Here is an 18,038-nt window from a genome sequence, read left to right on the forward strand (position 1 = left end):
CACAGAGTGACGACAAAATCGCAGGTGGTGATAACGATCGATGGACCTCGGGCGTTCGACGCGCCCGAGTGCCCGATGTGGAGATCGATGTCTCGTCCGGTCGCGCTATTCAACGACCGGAGAACGTGTGATCTGCTTCTGCGTGGCGTGAACTGGAATTCCAAGCGAACTTGTGGGGAGTCGCGTGGACACGAAGAACGACGACGATGCCGCGCCAGTGCTTCTGCTGGTCGGCTCCAGCGGCGGCCATCTGGCCCAACTACTCGCCCTGCGGCCCTGGTACGAACAGTGGCAGCGCTGCTGGGTCACCTTCGACACCCCGGAGGCGGTGTCCCTGCTGACCGGCGAGGACCTGGTGCCGGCGCACCACCCGACCACCCGCAACATCCCGAACCTGCTCCGCAACGCCTTGCTGGCCTGGCGGGTGCTGCGGGCCCGGCGGGTCGCCGCGGTGGTCACCACCGGCGCCGGGGTGGCGGTGCCGTTCGTGGTGCTGGCCCGGCTCTGGCGCATCCCGACCGTCTACATCGAGGTGTACGACCGGATCGACACTCCGACGTTGACCGCCCGCCTCTGCCGGCCGTTCCTGTCCGCGATGCTCGTGCAGTGGGACGAGCAGCGGCGGCAGTATCCCGAGGCCACCGTCGTCGGGACGCTGCTGTGACGGGGGAGGCCGGCACCGCCCGGCGTCCACAATCCGGGTCGACGAGCGAGGAGCCCCGGCTGCCGCGCCAGCGCGACACCTCGACCAGCCAGCTTCGGCTGCTGGTCGCGGTCGGCACCGACAAGCATCCCTTCGACCGGCTCGTCGACTGGCTGGCCCAGTGGCACGCGCAGGCCACCGACCCGGTCGGGTTGACGATGCAGCACGGGCACACCCGGGCTCCGCACCTGCCCGGAGCGGTGCCGTTCCTCGGCCACGACGCGCTGCAACAGGCGATGGACGAGGCCGACCTGGTGGTCTGCCACGGTGGCCCGGCGACCATCCTGGAGGCCCGTCGGCACGGCCACCTGCCCATCGTGGTGCCCCGCGACCCGGCGCGCGGTGAGCACGTCGACGACCATCAGCTCCTGTTCGCCCGCCGGCTCGGCGCCGCCGGCCTGGTGGCGCTCTGCGAGACCCGGGAGGCGCTGCACGGCGCGTTGACCGACGGGCTGACCGACCCGTCCCGGTACGCGGTGGCCGCCGACCCGCAGGCGCACGAGGCACAACGGGCGGCGGTGGCCCGGGTCGGGCGGATCGTCGACGACCTGGTGGCCCGCTCGACCCCGCGCCCGCTGCGGCGGCGGGTCTGGTCCCGGCCGCGCCCGGGTGCGAAGGAGATCCGATGACCCACCAGCCCAGCGTCAGCGTCGTGGTGCCCACCCGGGACCGCCCCGAGCTGCTGCGGTCCGCGGTGCGCGCGATCCTGGCGCAGGAGTACCCGGGCCCGATCGAGGTCGTTGTGGTGTTCGACCAGTCAGTGCCGGACGAGTCGCTGACCGAGCTGTCGGACGGCCCGGCCCGCGCGGTGCGGGTGATCCGCAACACCCGGACCCCGGGGTTGGCCGGGGCCCGCAACAGCGGCACCCTCGCCGGCACGGGTGAGCTCGTCGCGTTCTGCGACGACGACGACGAGTGGCTGCCCGGCAAACTGGCCGTGCAGGTCGACGCGCTGGCCGCCGACCCGGAGGCCGAGTTCGTCTGTTGCGGCATCCGGGTCAGCTACGACGGGCGCACCGTCGACCGGGTGCTGGACCGGGACCGGATCAGCCTGGACGACCTGCTGCGTGACCGGTTGACGGAGCTGCACCCGTCGACCTTCCTGATCCGCGCCGGTGCGCTGCGCGACGGGTTCGGGCTCGTCGACGAGGAGATCCCGGGCAGTTACGCGGAGGACTACGAGTTCCTGCTCCGGGCGGCGCGCAGCGCGCCGCTGATCAACCTGCGGACGCCCTCGGTGCTGGTGCGCTGGCACAAACGCTCGTACTTCTCGCAGCGCTGGGACACCATCTCCGAGGCGTTGCAGTGGTTGCTCCAGCGCTATCCCGAGTTCGCCGGCCAACCGGCCGGCGCGGCCCGGGTCGCCGGTCAGATCGCGTTCGCCCAGGCTGCCGCCGGCAACCGCCGGGGCGCGCTGCGGTGGGCCCGGCGCACCCTGCGGAGCAATCCCCGCGAGCCGCGCGCCTATCTGGCCCTCGCCGTCGCCGGCCGGGTGGTCCGGGCCGACGCGGTGCTGCGCACCCTGCACAAGCGCGGTCGAGGGATCTGACCTGGCGCCGGTGCCCGATCGACCGGGCACCGGCGTCCGCTGGGCGGGACGCGGCGGGCAGCGTGCCGGGTCGGTGGCGCGCCGTGACAGACTGACCGCTGTGTTGCGTTGGTTGACTGCAGGTGAATCGCACGGTCCCGCCCTCGTCGCGATGCTGGAGGGGGTGCCGGCCGGCATCGAGGTGACCACCACCGAGATCGCCGACGAGTTGGCCCGTCGGCGGCTGGGCTACGGCCGGGGTGCCCGGATGGCGTTCGAGCGCGACGAGGTCGAGCTGCTCGGCGGTCTGCGGCACGGGGTGACACTGGGCAGCCCGGTGGCGATCCGGGTGGGCAACTCCGAGTGGCCGAAGTGGCAGACCGTGATGGCCGCCGACCCGGTCGACCCCGACGAGCTGGCCCGGCAGGCCCGCAACGCCCCGCTGACCCGTCCGCGGCCGGGCCACGCCGACCTGGCCGGCATGCAGAAGTACGGCCACACCGACGCACGGCCGATCCTGGAACGCGCCAGCGCCCGGGAGACCGCCGCCCGGGTGGCCGTCGGCACCGTCGCCAAGGCGCTGATCCGGCAGGCGCTCGGCATCGAGATCGTCTCGCACGTCGTCGAGCTGGGTCCGGTGGCCGCGAAGCCCGGGCTGCGTCCCGTGCCGTCCGACGCCGCCCGGATCGACGCCGACCCGCTGCGCTGCCTCGACCCGGAGGCCAGCGCGCTGATGGTCGCCGAGGTCGATGCCGCGAAGAAGGCCGCCGACACCCTCGGGGGTGTGGTCGAGGTGTTGGCGTACGGGGTGCCGCCGGGGTTGGGCAGCCACGTGCAGTGGGATCGCAAACTCGACGCCCGACTGGCCACCGCGTTGATGTCCATCCAGGCGATCAAGGGCGTGGAGATCGGCGACGGCTGGCAGCAGGCGCGGTCCCGGGGCTCGGAGGCGCACGACGAGATCATTCCGTCGGCGACCGGCGTCCGCCGGGTCACCGACCGGGCCGGCGGGCTGGAGGGTGGCATCACCACCGGCGAGCCGCTGCGGGTTCGTGCCGCGATGAAGCCGATCTCCTCGCTGAACCGGGCGCTGGCCACCGTGGACATCACCACCGGCGAGCCGGCCACCGCGATCAACCAGCGGTCCGACGTCTGCGCGGTGCCCGCCGCGGCGGTGGTCGCCGAGGCGATGGTGGCGCTGGTGCTCGCCGAGGCGGCCACCGAGAAGTTCGGCGGGGACTCGATCGCCGAGATCCGCCGCAACCTGGCCGGCTACCTCGACGCGCTGGTGATTCGCTGATGGCACCGGTCGTCGTGCTGGTCGGCGTGCCCGGCTGCGGCAAGACCACAGTCGGCCGGGCGCTCGCCGCCACCCTCGGGGTGGAGTTCCGCGACACCGACATCGACATCGAGCAGATGGCCGGCAAGCCGATTCCGGAGATCTTCATCGACGAGGGTGAGGCGCACTTCCGTACCCTGGAACGGGCCGCGGTGGCCGCGGCGCTGGCCGCCGGCACCGGCGTGCTGGCCCTCGGCGGCGGCGCGGTGCTGGCCGAGGAGACGCGGGCCGCGCTGATCGGGCACCGGGTGGTGCACCTCTCGGTGGAGTTGCCGGACGCGGTGAAGCGGGTCGGGTTGGGCGCCGGCCGACCGCTGCTGGCGATCAACCCGCGCGCCACCCTCAAGCACCTGATGGATCAGCGCCGGCCGCTCTACCGCGAGGTCGCCACGGTGACGGTGACCACCGACGGCCGGACCCCGGCGGCGGTCGTCGCCGAGATCGCCGCCCTGCTGCCCCGCTGACGGGCCCGGTGGCGGCGGTCCCGGCTCGCTCAGCCGCGCGCGACCAGGCCGAGGATGTCGGCCAGCGCCTTCGGCTCGCTGAGCATCGGCCAGTGCCCGGTGGGCAACTCGTGCAGGTGTCCGCCGGCCAGGCCGGTGAAGAACGGGTGCTCCTTGTCGATCATTTCCCGCACCACGCTGAGCGGGAAGGTGCTGGCGATCAGGGCCGTCGGCACCGGCCGCCCGCCCGTGCGTCGCACCGGGTCGGTGGCGGTCCGCAGCGGCTGGGCGGTGGCCCGGGTCCGCAGCAGGGCCAGTGTCGGCTCGTCCAGCCCGGCGAGGTTGACCGGGTCGGCGAGCGGATCCCAGGCCGGCGGCGGCAACAGGTGGCCGTCGCCGATAGCGACCCGCAGGCGCTGCTGCTCCTCCGGCGGCACGGTGTCGAACTGCGCGGTGCCGTCGGGTAGCGGCCCGCTCTCCACATAGATCACCCGGGCGATCCGGTCCGGGATGCGGTCCGCCGCCTGGGCGACCGGCATGCCACCGCCGGAATGCCCGACCAACAGCACGTCGTGCAGGTCCTCGACCTCGATGAGCCGGACGATGTCGACGGTGTGCGTCTCCAGGCTCACCTCCGGCCCGGCCAGGTGGTCGCGTTCGGCCAGCCCGGTCAGCGTCATCGGGTAGACGTCGTGGCCCTGCGCGCGCAGCATGCCGGTCACGTCCCGCCACGCCCAGGCGCCCAACCAGAATCCCGGTACCAGCACGTACGTCGCCATTCGTCGCTCCTTCTCTCGGTTACCGGCAGACCGTACGATCGAATCCGGACAGAATCCGCCCGGTTTCGAGGAGTGGTCCGTGTCACATCCCGCCGGTCGGGTGCTGGCCCTGCTGGAGTTGCTCCAGGCCCGGCACCGCGCGACCGCCGCCGAGCTGGCCGGCCGGCTCGGCGTCGACGAGCGGACCGTGCGCCGGTACGCGGCCACCCTCGTCGAGCTGGGCATCCCGGTCACCGCCGACCGGGGGCGGCACGGCGGCTACCGGCTGCACCCCGGCTACAAACTGCCCCCGCTGATGCTCACCGACGACGAGGCGGTGGCGGTGCTGCTCGGGCTTGTCGTCGCGGAGCGGGTCGGGCTGGCCACCGAGCAACCCGCAACGGCAACCGCACTCGCGAAGATCCGTCGGGTGCTGCCGGCGGCCCTCGCCGACCGGCTCGCGGCAGTGCAGGAGCACCTCGGCTTCACCCTGCGACGCCCCGAGCCGGAGCTGCGGCCGGCGTCGGGCATCCTGCTCGCCCTGGCCGCGGCGGCCCGCCACCGACAGCGGGTGGCACTTGACTACCGCTCCTGGCGGGGCGAGCAGTCGCACCGGGAGCTCGACCCGTACGGGCTGGTCTTCCACTCCGGCCGCTGGTACGTCACCGGCCACGACCACCGGCGCGGTGAGGTCCGCACGTTCCGGCTGGACCGCGTCGGCGCCGTGACGCCCGGCACGGCGACGTTCACCGTCCCGGAGGGCTTCGACCCGGTGGCCCGGGTGACCCGGTCACTGGCCGGCGTGCCCTACTCGCACGAGGTCGAGGTGCTGCTGGAGACCGACCTGGACGCGGCCCGCCGCCGCATCCCGCCCAGCGTGGCAGAGCTGACCGTCACCGCCCAGGGAGTGCTGCTGCGGGCCCGGGCGGAGAGCCTGCCCGGCATGGCCGCGCTGCTCGCCGGTCTGGGTTGCCCGTTCACTGTGCGACACCCGGAGGCGCTGCGCGCCGCGGTGGCCGAGCATGCCCGCCTGCTCGCCGACTGGGCGGCCCGGCCAGCAGGTGGGCAGATGCCGTCACCGCGCCGCCCGCTGGACTAGGCTGCCGGCGATGGACGAGGTGACCCGGATTCCGGTCGGCGGCGAGCGGCCGTACGACGTGTTGGTGGGACGTGACCTGCTGGGCGCGTTGCCCGGCCTGCTGCCCGGCGCGAGCCGGGCGGCGGTGCTGCACGCGCCCCCGCTCAAGGCCCTGGCGGACGCGCTCGGCGAGCGACTGCGCGCCGCCGGCGTCGAGCCGCTGCCGATCGAGGTGCCCGACGCCGAGTCGGGCAAGCAGATCGACGTGGCCGCCGCCTGCTGGGACCGGCTCGGCGCGGCCGGTTTCACCCGCACCGACGCGGTGGTCGGGGTGGGCGGCGGCGCGGTGACCGACCTGGCCGGCTTCGTCGCGGCCTGCTGGCTCCGCGGCGTGCGCTGGGTGCCGGTGGCGACCTCGCTGCTGGGCATGGTGGACGCCGCGGTGGGCGGCAAGACGGGCATCAACACCGCCGCCGGCAAGAACCTGGTGGGCGCGTTCCACCCGCCGGTCGGTGTGCTTGCCGACCTGGCCACTCTGGACAGCCTGCCCGCTGTCGACCTGGCGGCCGGGCTCGCCGAGGTGGTCAAGTGCGGGTTCATCGCCGATCCGGTGATCCTGGACCTCGTCGAACGCGACCCGGTGGCGGCCACCGACGCGCGCGGGCCGGTGACGCGGGAGCTGATCGAGCGGGCGATCCGGGTCAAGGCCGACGTGGTCGCCGGTGACCTGCGCGAGTCGGGCGTGCGGGAGGTGCTCAACTACGGGCACACCCTGGCCCACGCCATCGAGCAGAACGAGGGTTACCGCTGGCGGCACGGGCACGCCGTCGCCGTCGGCCTGGTCTACGCGGCCGCGCTGGCCCGGCTCGCCGGCCGGCTGGACGCGTCGACCGCCGACCGGCACCGGGCCACGTTGAGCGCGCTGGGCCTGCCGGTGAGCTACCCGGCCGACGCCTGGCCGCAGCTGTTGGCCGCGATGCGGGTGGACAAGAAGACCCGGGGCAGTCGGCTGCGCTTCGTGGTGCTGGACGGGCTGGCCCGCCCGTCGATGTTGGAGGGCCCGGACGACGCGCTGCTGGAGGCCGCCTACCGGGAGGTGGGCACCCGGTGAGGGTGTACGTCCTCAACGGGCCGAACCTGGGCCGGTTGGGCACCCGCGAGCCCGAGGTGTACGGCGCGACCAGCTACGCCGATCTGGTGGCGCTCTGCGAGGCCACCGGCCGCGAGTTGGGGTTGGACGTGACGGTCCGGCAGACCGACGCGGAGCACGAACTGTTGGGTTGGCTGCACGCCGCCGCCGACGAGGGGGCCGCGGTGGTGCTCAACCCGGCTGCCTGGTCGCACTACTCGTACGCGGTGCGCGACGCGTGCGCCATGCTGCGGGGGCCGTTGGTGGAGGTGCACCTGTCCAACATCCACGCCCGCGAGGAGTTCCGGCACCATTCGGTGGTGTCGGCGGTGGCGACCGGGGTGATCTGCGGTCTCGGCATCGACGGCTATCGCCTCGCTCTGCACCACCTGGCTGCCCGAGCCGCCTGACCACCGGGCTTCCCGCCCGCGGCGCCCCGGCCTTTCACCGCCTTTCGCGCCGGTCTGTGACAAATCACCGATTGTGATCGCTAACTCTTGTCGCCGAGCGTCACTCAGCGTTGCTCGCTGGCGGTGGGGCGCCCGCCTGCTCGACCCAGTTGCTTCGCATCCGCGGAGGCGGCAGGGCGGTGAGCTGCGACTAGGTGAGCTGCGTTGCCCCGGGGCGGCAGTCTGGCCCGGCACGGTACGTGACCGTCGCGGATGGGGAAGCAGAGCAAAGGGGTCGACCGGGGGAGGGGGCACCTCTCCCGACGGTCACTTTGTGTTACCTTCGTGGGTGTCGATGCCCACGGGGCAGGTCCGCGCCGAAGTAGGGCGGTCAGCGGGTCTCGGCGCAGCTAGTAGACTCGTAAGGTCTGTCCGCCAATTGATGATCAAGGCAGGAAATGGCCTCCACCAACGACCTCAAAAACGGCCTGGTACTCAACCTGGACGGCGAGCTCTGGGCTGTCGTCGAGTTCCAGCACGTCAAGCCCGGTAAGGGTGGTGCCTTCGTGCGCACCACGCTGAAGAACGTGCTGTCCGGGAAGGTGGTCGACAAGACCTTCAACGCGGGCACCAAGGTCGAAACCGCGACCGTTGACAAGCGCACGATGCAATACCTGTACGCCGACGGTGAGGACTTCGTCTTCATGGATCTGGAGACGTTCGACCAGATCACCGTGCCCGGTGGCACCGTCGGCGAGGCAGCCAACTACCTGCTGCCCGAGGCGGAGGCGACCGTCGCCCAGCACGAGGGTGTGCCGCTCTACATCGAGCTGCCCACCAGCGTCGTGCTGGAGGTCACCTACACCGAGCCGGGCCTGCAGGGCGACCGCTCGACCGGCGGCACCAAGCCGGCGACCGTGGAGACCGGCGCCACCGTGCCGGTGCCGCTGTTCATCACCACCGGCGAGAAGATCAAGGTCGACACCCGCGACGGCCGTTACCTCGGCCGCGCCTGATGGCTGAGGGTTCCAAGCAGCAGATGCCGGCGCGCCGCAAGGCGCGCAAGCGGGCGCTGGATGTCCTCTACGAGGCCGACCTTCGGGACAAGCCTCCGGTGGAGGTGCTTGCCGGCTACGTGCAGCGGATCGAGCAGCCCCGACCGGAGCACCTGGGCTACGCGGTGGGCCTGGTCGAGGGTGTTGCCGAGCACCTCAACCGGATCGACGAGCTGATCGCCAGCTACGCCGAGGGTTGGACGCTGGAACGGATGCCGGTCGTCGACCGCAACCTGGCCCGGATCGCCGTCTACGAGCTGCTCTACGTCGACGAGATCGACGACGCGGTGGCGATCAGTGAGGCTGTGGAGCTGGCCCGGCAGATGTCGACAGACGATTCGCCGCGCTTCCTCAACGGGGTGCTCGGCCGGATCGCCGAGTACGCCACCCGCTGAGCGTCGCACCAACGAACACCGCAACCGGAAAGGGCCCGTGCCAGATGGCACGGGCCCTTTCGGTACAGCGACAGCTCAGGAGGCGAAGAACGCCCGCGGGTCGGCCACCAGCACACCGTGCTCGGTGAGCCGCTCGATCAGACCCGACGGTGAGGCGTCGTAGACGATCGCGAGGGCCCGCAGGTCGTCGGCGCGGATCGAGAGCACCCGGCCGTTGTAGTCACCACGCTGCTGCTGGATGGCGCGGGCGTAGCGGGCGACGTAGGCCAGGTCCTCGGAGGCCTCGTCGTAGAGCCGCTCCAGGTCCAGGACGATCTTGCTGGTGGGCTCGTGCCGGACACCACTGCCGTCAGGCAGCAGCTCCGAGACGGGAACACGGTAGAACTCGGCCAACTCGGCCAGACGGGACACCGTCACGGCCCGGTCGCCGCGCTCGTACGAGCCGACCACCACGGCCTTCCACCGCCCATTCGACTTCTCCTCCACACCCTGCAGGGAAAGACCCTGCTGCTGGCGGATGGAGCGCAGGCGGGCGCCCAGAGACTTGGCGTATTCAGAGGGCATTCGGACACTCCCAGTGCTGCTCGGGGTTCTCCCGTCGATCGCTACGGAGCGTGACGGTACGGGGAATGCGACACCTGGTCAAGTGGTCGTGACCCGACCGTTGGGGAGCGTCCGGGAAGTTATTCCCATTTCCTGGTCCTGATTCGGTGATCAGCAGCCGCCGTCCATCGGCCCGGTGACCACTGGTAACGTGGCGTGAAGCCTCGGTCAGGTCCGCTCCGCGGTCCGGCCGGAGGTGCCCGACATCCTTTAACGACCCGTCCCGTGAGGCGGGGAAGGAGGTCCGCCGTGGCATACCCACCGGCTGCCCGCCCGTCACCACCGCGACAACCCTCGGTGAAGGTGATCCTCGCCAGCGCCGACGTGCAACGCGTGGTCGACCGCATCGCCCACCAGATCCTGGAGAAGACCCAGGGCGCCGCCAACACGGTGCTACTGGGGATTCCGACCCGGGGAACGCCCCTCGCCCGGCGGCTCGCCGCCCGGATCAGCACCTTCGAGGACGTCGCCGTCGGCGTCGGTGTGCTCGACATCACTCTGTACCGCGACGACCTGCGGCGGCACGCGACTCGCGCGGTCGGCCCGACCGAGTTGCCGTCCGGCGGGATCGACGGCAAGCGGGTCATCCTCGTCGACGACGTGCTCTTCTCCGGCCGCACCGTCCGGGCCGCGCTCGACGCGCTCAACGACGTGGGCCGCCCGGCCTCGGTGCAACTCGCCGTCCTGGTCGACCGTGGCCACCGGGAGTTGCCGATCCGCGCCGACTACGTCGGCAAGAACATCCCGACCTCGCTCGCCGAGAGCGTGAAGGTGACGTTCGCCGAGACCGACGGGACGGACGAGGTCAAGCTGTACGGGGGGACCACCGCATGATCAAGCACCTGCTCTCCGGCGCGGACCTGGACGCCGACACCGCCACCGAGATCCTGGACACCGCCGCCGAGATGGCCACCGTCGCCGGCCGGGAGATCAAGAAACTGCCCGCGCTGCGCGGCCGGACCGTGGTGAACCTCTTCTACGAGGACTCCACCCGCACCCGGATCTCCTTCGAGGCGGCGGCGAAGCGGCTGAGCGCCGACGTGATCAACTTTTCCGCGAAGGGCTCCAGCGTCACCAAGGGCGAGAGCCTGAAGGACACCGCGCTGACCCTGCAGGCCATGGGCGCCGACGCCGTCGTCGTGCGGCACCCCGCCTCGGGCGCGCCGCACCGGTTGGCCAACTGGGTCGACGGGTCGGTCGTCAACGCCGGCGACGGCACCCACGAGCACCCCACTCAGGCGCTGCTTGACGCGTACACCATGCGGGCCCGACTGGGCCGCCTCGCCGGGCTGTCGGTAGCGGTGGTCGGGGACGTGCTGCACTCCCGGGTCGCCCGCTCCAACGTGCTGCTGCTCTCCACCCTCGGCGCGAAGGTCACCCTGGTCGGCCCGCCGACGCTCATCCCGGTCGACATCGCGGGAGCCCTCGCCCCCGCCACCGACGTCTCCTACGACCTCGACTCCGTGCTGCCCAACGTCGACGTGGTGATGATGTTGCGGGTGCAGCGGGAGCGGATGAACGACTCCTACTTCCCCTCCGCGCGCGAGTACGCCCGCCGCTACGGGCTGGACGGCCCGCGGATGCGCCGGCTGCCCGAGCACGCGATCGTGATGCACCCCGGCCCGATGAACCGGGGGATGGAGATCACCCCCGAGGTCGCCGACTCACCCCGCTCCACAATCGTCGAACAGGTCACCAACGGGGTCTCCGTGCGGATGGCTGTTCTTTACCTGCTGCTCGGAGGGAACAACCGGTGAGCGCGTACCTGATCACCAGCGTGAGTGTCGTCGGCGGCCCGCCGACCGACCTGCTGATCCGCGACGGCCTGGTCGCCGAGGTCGGCCCCGGCCTGTCCGCGCCGGACGCCACTGTCGTCGACGGCACCGGGCTGGTCGCCCTGCCCGGCCTCGTCGACCTGCACACCCACCTGCGCGAGCCCGGTCGGGAGGACGCCGAGACCGTCGAGTCCGGGTCCCGCGCGGCGGCGATGGGCGGCTACACGGCGGTCTGCGCGATGGCGAACACCTCCCCGGTCGCCGACACCGCCGGCGTTGTCGAGCAGGTCTGGCGGCTCGGCCGGGAGGCCGGTCTGGTCGACGTGCAACCGATCGGCGCGGTCACCGTCGGGTTGGCCGGCGAGCGCCTGGCCGAGCTGGGCGCGATGGCCGACTCCGCGGCCCGGGTGCGGATCTTCTCCGACGACGGGCACTGCGTCGCGGACCCGAAGCTGATGCGCCGGGCCCTGGAGTACGTGAAGGCGTTCGACGGGATCATCGCCCAGCACGCCGAGGAGCCCCGGCTCACCGAGGGCGCGCAGATGCACGAGGGTGAGGTCTCCACCCGACTCGGCCTGATCGGCTGGCCGGCGGTCGCCGAGGAGGCGATCATCGCCCGGGACGTGCTGCTCACCGAACACGTGGGCAGCCGCCTGCACGTCTGCCACGTCTCCACTGCCGGCAGCGTGGAGGTGCTGCGCCAGGCCAAGGCGCGCGGGGTACGCGTCACCGCCGAGGTCACCCCGCACCACCTGCTGCTCACCGACGAGCGAGCGGAGACGTACGACCCGGTCTTCAAGGTCAACCCGCCGTTGCGGACGGCCGCGGACATCGCCGCGCTGCGCGCCGCGCTCGCCGACGGGGTGATCGACGTGATCGCCACCGACCACGCCCCGCACGCCGTGGAGGACAAGGAGTGCGAGTGGGCGTACGCCCGGCCGGGCATGCTCGGCCTGGAGACGGCCCTGTCCATCGCGCTCGACGTGCTCGGCCCCGAGTGGGACCTGATCGCCGAGCGGATGTCGCGTACCCCCGCCCGGATCGCCGGGCTGACCGGGCACGGCGTCGACCCGGCACCCGGCGTGCCGGCCAACCTGACAGTTGTCGACCCGGCCGCCCGCCGCACCATCGAGCCGGCGGAGCTGGCCAGTCGCAGTCGCAACACCCCGTACGCCCGCATGACGCTGCCGGGTCGCATCGTGGCGACCTTCCTGCGCGGCGAGCCGACGGTCCTGGATGGAAAGGCTGTCAAGTGACCAAGCGCAGGCCCGCGATCCTCGTGCTCGAGGACGGGCGCACGTTCCCCGGTGAGGCGTACGGCAGCGTCGGGGAGACCTTCGGCGAGGCGGTCTTCAACACCGGCATGACCGGTTACCAGGAGACGCTCACCGACCCGTCGTACCACCGGCAGGTGGTGGTGCAGACCGCCCCGCACATCGGCAACACCGGCGTCAACGGCGAGGACGACGAGTCCGGCCGGATCTGGGTGGCCGGCTACGTCGTGCGCGACCCGGCCCGGATCGGCTCGAACTGGCGGGCCACCGGCTCCCTGGAGGACCGCCTCGCCACCGAGGGTGTGGTGGGCATCAGTGGGGTGGACACCCGGGCGCTGACCCGGCACCTGCGCGAGCGGGGCGCCATGCGGGTGGGCATCTCCAGCGTCGACAACGACCCGCAGAGCCTGCTGGCCCGGGTCCGCCAGGCGCCGCAGATGGTGGGCGCGGACCTGTCCGCCGAGGTGAGCACCGCCGAGCCGTACGTCGTCGAGGCCCTCGGCGAGCACCGGTTCACCGTGGCGGCACTGGACCTGGGCATCAAGCGCAACGTGCCGCGCCGGCTCGCCACCCGTGGCGTGACCACCCACGTGCTGCCGGCCTCGTCGAGCATCGAGCAGTTGCTCGCCACCGGCGCCGACGCGATCTTCCTGTCGCCCGGCCCCGGCGACCCGGCCACTGCCGACGGGCCGGTGGCGCTGGCCCGGGAGGCGCTGCGGCGGCAGGTGCCGCTGTTCGGCATCTGCTTCGGCAGCCAGATCCTCGGTCGGGCGCTCGGCTTCGGCACCTACAAGCTGGGCTACGGCCACCGGGGCATCAACCAGCCGGTGCTGGACCGGTCCACCGGCAAGGTCGAGGTGACGAGCCACAACCACGGCTTCGCCGTGCGGGTGCCGGGCGCCGGGTCGGGCGCGGTGGTCCCCGACCAGGTGATCGACACCGACTTCGGCGGCGTACGCGTGTCGCACGTCTGCCTCAATGACAACGTGGTCGAGGGGCTGCGGGCCGTGGACGTGCCCGCCTTCACCGTGCAGTACCACCCGGAGGCGGCGGCCGGCCCGCACGACGCGGACTACCTCTTCGACCGATTCGCCGAGCTGATCGAGGGCCGTGCCCCCGACCGGCAGACCAGCGAGGGCCGTGCCCTCAGCAAGGGGCGCAGCAATGCCTAAGCGGACCGATCTCAAGCACATCCTCGTGATCGGCTCCGGGCCGATCGTCATCGGGCAGGCCTGCGAGTTCGACTACTCCGGCACCCAGGCGTGCCGGGTGCTGCGCAGCGAGGGCATCCGGGTCAGCCTCGTCAACTCCAACCCGGCGACGATCATGACGGACCCGGAGTTCGCCGACGCGACCTACGTCGAGCCGATCACCCCGGAGTTCGTGGAGCTGGTCATCGCCAAGGAACGCCCGGACGCGATCCTGGCGACCCTCGGCGGGCAGACCGCGCTGAACACTGCCGTCGCCCTGCACGAGGCCGGCGTCCTGGAGAAGTACGGCGTCGAGTTGATCGGCGCGAACATCGACGCGATCAACCGGGGCGAGGACCGGCAGCTGTTCAAGGAGATCGTGGCGAAGGCCGGCGTACGCCTGGGCGTCGAGGACCCGACCGCCCTGGTGCCCCGCTCCCGGGTCTGCCACTCCATGGACGAGGTCGAGGCGACAGTCGCCGAGCTGGGCCTGCCGGTGGTGATCCGGCCGTCGTTCACGATGGGTGGCCTGGGCTCCGGCATGGCGCACACCCCTGAGGACCTGGCCCGCATCGCCGGTGACGGCCTGTCCGCCAGCCCGGTGCACGAGGTCCTCATCGAGGAGAGCGTGCTCGGCTGGAAGGAGTACGAGCTCGAGCTGATGCGCGACCGGCACGACAACGTCGTGGTGGTCTGCTCGATCGAGAACATCGACCCGATGGGTGTGCACACCGGCGACAGCGTCACAGTGGCCCCGGCCATGACGCTCACCGACCGGGAGTACCAGCGCCTGCGGGACCTGGGCATCGCGGTGCTGCGCGAGGTCGGGGTGGACACCGGTGGTTGCAACATCCAGTTCGCGGTCAACCCGGTCGACGGCCGGATCGTCGTGATCGAGATGAACCCCCGGGTGTCGCGCTCCTCGGCGCTGGCCTCGAAGGCGACCGGCTTCCCGATCGCGAAGATCGCCGCCAAGCTCGCCATCGGCTACACCCTCGACGAGATCCCCAACGACATCACGCTGAAGACCCCGGCGGCGTTCGAGCCGACCCTGGACTACGTGGTGGTGAAGATCCCCCGGTTCGCGTTCGAGAAGTTCCCGGGCGCCGACCCGGAGCTGACCACGACGATGAAGTCGGTGGGCGAGGCGATGAGCCTCGGGCGCAACTTCGCCGAGGCGTTGAACAAGGCGATGCGCTCGATGGAAACGAAATCGGCCGGTTTCTGGAGCGTGCCGGACCCGGCGGGCGTCACCCTGGCGGACACCCTCGCCGCGCTGCGGATCCCGCACGACGGCCGGCTCTACACCGTCGAGCGGGCGCTGCGCCTCGGCGCGTCGATCGCCGAGGTCAACGAGGCGTCCGGGGGCATCGACCCGTGGTTCCTGGACCAGATCGCCGCGCTGATCGAGCTGCGCGCGGAGATCACCGACGCGCCGGTGCTCGACGGCGAGCTGCTGCGTCGGGCCAAGCGGGCCGGTCTGTCCGATCGGCAGCTCGCCGCGCTGCGCCCGGAGCTGGCCGCCGAGGATGGCGTACGGACCCTGCGGCACCGCCTCGACGTGCGCCCCGTCTACAAGACGGTGGACACCTGCGCCGCCGAGTTCGAGGCCACCACGCCGTACCACTACTCGACCTACGACCTGGAGACCGAGGTCGTGCCGTCGGACCGGCCGAAGGTGCTGATCCTGGGCTCCGGCCCGAACCGGATCGGCCAGGGCATCGAGTTCGACTACTCCTGTGTGCACGCGGTGCAGGCGTTGCGGTCGGCCGGTTACGAGACCGTCATGGTCAACTGCAACCCGGAGACCGTCTCCACCGACTACGACACCGCCGACCGGCTCTACTTCGAGCCGCTGACCTTCGAGGACGTGCTGGAGGTCTGGCACGCCGAGGACTCCTCCGGCCGGGCGGCCGGCGGGCCGGGCGTGGTCGGCGTGGTCGTCCAGCTCGGCGGCCAGACCCCGCTGGGGTTGGCGCAGCGGCTCAAGAACGCCGGCGTGCCGATCGTCGGCACCTCCCCGGAGTCGATCCACCTGGCCGAGGAGCGGGGCGCGTTCGGCGCGGTGCTGGCCCGGGCCGGGCTGCGCGCGCCGGCGCACGGCATGGCCACGTCCTACGACGAGGCCAAGACGATCGCCGACGAGATCGGCTACCCGGTGCTGGTCCGGCCGTCGTACGTGTTGGGCGGGCGGGGCATGGAGATCGTCTACGACGACCCGACGCTGCGCGACTACATCGGTCGGGCCACCGACATCTCCCCGGATCACCCGGTGCTTGTGGACCGGTTCCTGGACGACGCCATCGAGATCGACGTGGACGCCCTCTGCGACGCCGACGGTGAGGTCTACATCGGTGGGGTGATGGAGCACATCGAGGAGGCCGGCATCCACTCCGGCGACTCGTCCTGCGCGCTGCCGCCGATCACCCTCGCCGGCTCGCACCTGGTCGAGGTCCGCCGGTACACCGAGGCCATCGCCCGTGGCGTCGGCGTCCGCGGCCTGCTCAACGTGCAGTACGCCCTCAAGGACGACGTGCTCTACGTACTGGAGGCCAACCCGCGCGCGTCGCGGACCGTTCCGTTCGTCTCCAAGGCCACTGCGGTGCCGTTGGCCAAGGCGGCGGCCCGGATCGCGCTCGGGGCGAGCATCGCGGAGCTGCGCGCCGAGGGCCTGCTGCCGGCGACGGGGGACGGGGGCACGATGCCCGCCGACGCGCCGGTCGCGGTCAAGGAGGCGGTGCTGCCGTTCAAGCGGTTCCGCACCCGTGCCGGCAAGGGGATCGACTCGCTGCTCGGCCCGGAGATGAAGTCGACAGGCGAGGTGATGGGCATCGACACCAACTTCGGGCACGCCTTCGCCAAGAGCCAGTCGGCCGCGTACGGGTCGCTGCCGACCGGCGGGAAGATCTTCGTCTCGGTGGCGAACCGGGACAAGCGCGGCATGATCTTCCCGATCAAGCGACTGGCCGACCTCGGCTTCGAGATCGTGGCGACCACCGGCACCGCCGAGGTGCTGCGGCGGCACGGCATCGCCTGCGAGCAGATCCGCAAGCACTACCAGGCTGGCGAGGGCGATGACGCGGTGTCGCTGATCGGTGGCGGCCAGGTGGCGCTGGTGATCAACACGCCGCAGGGTTCGGGCGCCAGCGCCCGGTCCGACGGGTACGAGATCCGCAGCGCCGCCGTCACGGCGGACATCCCCTGCATCACCACGGTCCCGGGCGCCGCCGCAGCCGTGATGGGTATCGAGGCCCGCATCCGCGGCGACATGCAGGTACGCCCCCTCCAGGATCTGCACGCCATCCTCCGGGCCGCCCAGTGACAGTGTTCGAGCAGGCGGTACGACCCTTGTTGTTCCGGCTGGGGGGTGGGGACGCCGAGAAGGCGCACGAGTGGACACTGCGGCGGTTGACGGCTCTGTCGCGTCGACCGGTGGCGTTGGCGGCGCTGCGAGCCCGGTACGCGGTCAACGCGCCGCGCACGGTGTTCGGGGTGCGCTTCCCCAACCCGGTCGGGTTGGCGGCGGGAATGGACAAGGACGGCGCGGCGCTGCCGGCCTGGCCGGCCCTCGGCTTCGGTTTCGTCGAGGTCGGCACGGTCACGGCGCACGCCCAGCCGGGCAACCCACGGCCCCGGCTGTTCCGCCTGCCGGCAAGCGAGGCAGTGGTCAACCGGATGGGCTTCAACAACGCCGGGGCCGCGGCGTTGGCCGCCCGGCTGGCGGCGCTGCCCCGCCCGCTCGGGGTGCCGCTGGGCATCTCGTTGGGCAAGTCCAAGGTGACGCCGCTCGACGAGGCGGTCGAGGACTACCTCGCCTCGTACCGGGCGCTTCGTGGCCACGGTGACTACTTCGCGGTGAACGTGTCCTCACCGAACACTCCCGGGCTGCGCTCCCTGCAGGACCGCGCCCACCTGGACGCGCTGCTCGGCGCGCTGGTGGGGGAGAAGCCGGTGCTGGTCAAGATCGCACCCGATCTGACCGAGGCGGCGATCGCCGAACTGCTGGAGGTCTGCCTGGCCCGTGGCGCCGCCGGGGTGATCGCCACCAACACCACCCTGTCCCGGGACGGGCTGGCCGGCGTCGACGTCGAGCGGGGCGCGCAGGCCGGTGGTCTCTCCGGTCGGCCGCTCACCGGGCGGGCCCGTGACGTGGTCGCCTTCGTGCACCGGGAGACCGGCGGCCGACTGCCGATCATCGGCGTCGGCGGGGTGCTGGACCCGGACGACGCGGCGCGGATGTTCGATGCCGGCGCCGCCCTGGTGCAGCTCTACACCGGCTTCATCTACCGGGGGCCGGCCCTGGTCCGCGCCGCCGCCCGCGCGACGGCCGCAACCGCGGCGCCGGATCCGGTCGCCGGCCGGTGACCGACCCCGGCGCG

Annotated in this window: 18 protein-coding genes; 16 read left to right on the forward strand and 2 right to left on the reverse strand. The window is 72.0% G+C overall.

The features are described from left to right. The first annotated feature begins 184 nt into the window (after positions 1-184). The 5 genes from ACQPWW_RS12465 (at position 185) to ACQPWW_RS12485 (ending at position 4,034) form a co-directional block, all read left to right on the forward strand. Positions 185-664 (forward strand): UDP-N-acetylglucosamine--LPS N-acetylglucosamine transferase, encoded by a 480-nt coding sequence (locus ACQPWW_RS12465; RefSeq protein ID WP_433132251.1) that lies wholly within the window; start codon positions 185-187, stop codon positions 662-664. Between the two features lie 98 nt (positions 665-762). After that, entirely contained in the window at positions 763-1,332 is a 570-nt protein-coding gene (locus tag ACQPWW_RS12470) for a glycosyltransferase (protein WP_433134309.1), read from the forward strand. Continuing rightward, on the forward strand, positions 1,329-2,252 hold the full coding sequence (locus ACQPWW_RS12475; protein ID WP_433132253.1) for a glycosyltransferase: 924 nt from the start codon (positions 1,329-1,331) through the stop codon (positions 2,250-2,252). Before ACQPWW_RS12470 ends, ACQPWW_RS12475 begins: the two co-directional genes overlap by 4 nt. Before the next feature lie 100 nt (positions 2,253-2,352). Next, positions 2,353-3,531: a chorismate synthase gene (aroC, locus tag ACQPWW_RS12480; protein ID WP_357411606.1), complete on the forward strand. Its 1,179-nt coding sequence runs from the start codon at positions 2,353-2,355 to the stop codon at positions 3,529-3,531. Next, complete coding sequence (locus tag ACQPWW_RS12485) at positions 3,531-4,034, forward strand: shikimate kinase (RefSeq protein ID WP_433132255.1); 504 nt, start codon at positions 3,531-3,533, stop codon at positions 4,032-4,034. Before aroC ends, ACQPWW_RS12485 begins: the two co-directional genes overlap by 1 nt. 29 nt (positions 4,035-4,063) lie before the next feature. On the opposite strand, the gene ACQPWW_RS12490 is transcribed toward ACQPWW_RS12485, so the two are convergent. Continuing rightward, positions 4,064-4,792 carry an alpha/beta fold hydrolase gene (locus ACQPWW_RS12490; protein WP_433132257.1) on the reverse strand — a complete coding sequence of 243 codons (729 nt, stop codon included), beginning with the start codon at positions 4,790-4,792 and terminating at the stop codon, positions 4,064-4,066. 79 nt (positions 4,793-4,871) lie between these two features. Between ACQPWW_RS12490 and ACQPWW_RS12495 the strand changes: the two genes are divergently transcribed. The 5 genes from ACQPWW_RS12495 (at position 4,872) to nusB (ending at position 8,817) form a co-directional block, all read left to right on the forward strand. Beyond that, positions 4,872-5,870 (forward strand): helix-turn-helix transcriptional regulator, encoded by a 999-nt coding sequence (locus ACQPWW_RS12495; protein WP_433132259.1) that lies wholly within the window; start codon positions 4,872-4,874, stop codon positions 5,868-5,870. 10 nt (positions 5,871-5,880) lie between these two features. Continuing rightward, on the forward strand, positions 5,881-6,960 hold the full coding sequence (gene aroB, locus ACQPWW_RS12500) for a 3-dehydroquinate synthase (RefSeq protein ID WP_433132261.1): 1,080 nt from the start codon (positions 5,881-5,883) through the stop codon (positions 6,958-6,960). Then, positions 6,957-7,388 carry a type II 3-dehydroquinate dehydratase gene (aroQ, locus tag ACQPWW_RS12505; protein WP_433132263.1) on the forward strand — a complete coding sequence of 144 codons (432 nt, stop codon included), beginning with the start codon at positions 6,957-6,959 and terminating at the stop codon, positions 7,386-7,388. Before aroB ends, aroQ begins: the two co-directional genes overlap by 4 nt. Before the next feature lie 437 nt (positions 7,389-7,825). After that, a complete protein-coding gene (gene efp, locus ACQPWW_RS12510; protein ID WP_007458344.1) occupies positions 7,826-8,383 on the forward strand; it encodes an elongation factor P in 558 nt (185 codons plus the stop codon). A gap of 23 nt (positions 8,384-8,406) precedes the next feature. Beyond that, positions 8,407-8,817: a transcription antitermination factor NusB gene (nusB, locus tag ACQPWW_RS12515; RefSeq protein ID WP_184188983.1), complete on the forward strand. Its 411-nt coding sequence runs from the start codon at positions 8,407-8,409 to the stop codon at positions 8,815-8,817. A gap of 75 nt (positions 8,818-8,892) precedes the next feature. Here the strand turns inward: nusB and bldD are convergent, their stop codons facing one another. Further along, the gene (gene bldD, locus ACQPWW_RS12520) at positions 8,893-9,381 is read right to left on the reverse strand and encodes a transcriptional regulator BldD (RefSeq protein ID WP_007458348.1); all 489 of its coding nucleotides are present in this window, start codon (positions 9,379-9,381) and stop codon (positions 8,893-8,895) included. A gap of 288 nt (positions 9,382-9,669) precedes the next feature. Between bldD and pyrR the strand changes: the two genes are divergently transcribed. From pyrR to ACQPWW_RS12550, 6 genes are read left to right on the forward strand one after another with little or no spacing between them, the layout of a single operon-like run. Next, positions 9,670-10,254, forward strand: coding sequence for a bifunctional pyr operon transcriptional regulator/uracil phosphoribosyltransferase PyrR (gene pyrR / locus ACQPWW_RS12525; RefSeq protein WP_433132266.1), 585 nt, complete (start codon positions 9,670-9,672; stop codon positions 10,252-10,254). After that, positions 10,251-11,177, forward strand: coding sequence for an aspartate carbamoyltransferase catalytic subunit (locus tag ACQPWW_RS12530; RefSeq protein WP_204944570.1), 927 nt, complete (start codon positions 10,251-10,253; stop codon positions 11,175-11,177). Before pyrR ends, ACQPWW_RS12530 begins: the two co-directional genes overlap by 4 nt. Then, complete coding sequence (locus tag ACQPWW_RS12535; protein WP_433132268.1) at positions 11,174-12,451, forward strand: dihydroorotase; 1,278 nt, start codon at positions 11,174-11,176, stop codon at positions 12,449-12,451. Before ACQPWW_RS12530 ends, ACQPWW_RS12535 begins: the two co-directional genes overlap by 4 nt. Then, on the forward strand, positions 12,448-13,641 hold the full coding sequence (gene carA, locus ACQPWW_RS12540) for a glutamine-hydrolyzing carbamoyl-phosphate synthase small subunit (RefSeq protein ID WP_433132270.1): 1,194 nt from the start codon (positions 12,448-12,450) through the stop codon (positions 13,639-13,641). Before ACQPWW_RS12535 ends, carA begins: the two co-directional genes overlap by 4 nt. Then, entirely contained in the window at positions 13,634-16,981 is a 3,348-nt protein-coding gene (carB, locus tag ACQPWW_RS12545; RefSeq protein ID WP_433132272.1) for a carbamoyl-phosphate synthase large subunit, read from the forward strand. Before carA ends, carB begins: the two co-directional genes overlap by 8 nt. After that, positions 16,978-18,024 (forward strand): quinone-dependent dihydroorotate dehydrogenase, encoded by a 1,047-nt coding sequence (locus tag ACQPWW_RS12550; RefSeq protein WP_433132275.1) that lies wholly within the window; start codon positions 16,978-16,980, stop codon positions 18,022-18,024. The genes carB and ACQPWW_RS12550 overlap by 4 nt, the downstream gene beginning before the upstream one ends. Positions 18,025-18,038: the final 14 nt, after the last annotated feature.

It is taken from the genome of Micromonospora sp. CA-240977 (genome assembly GCF_050942285.1).
GTDB lineage: Bacteria > Actinomycetota > Actinomycetes > Mycobacteriales > Micromonosporaceae > Micromonospora.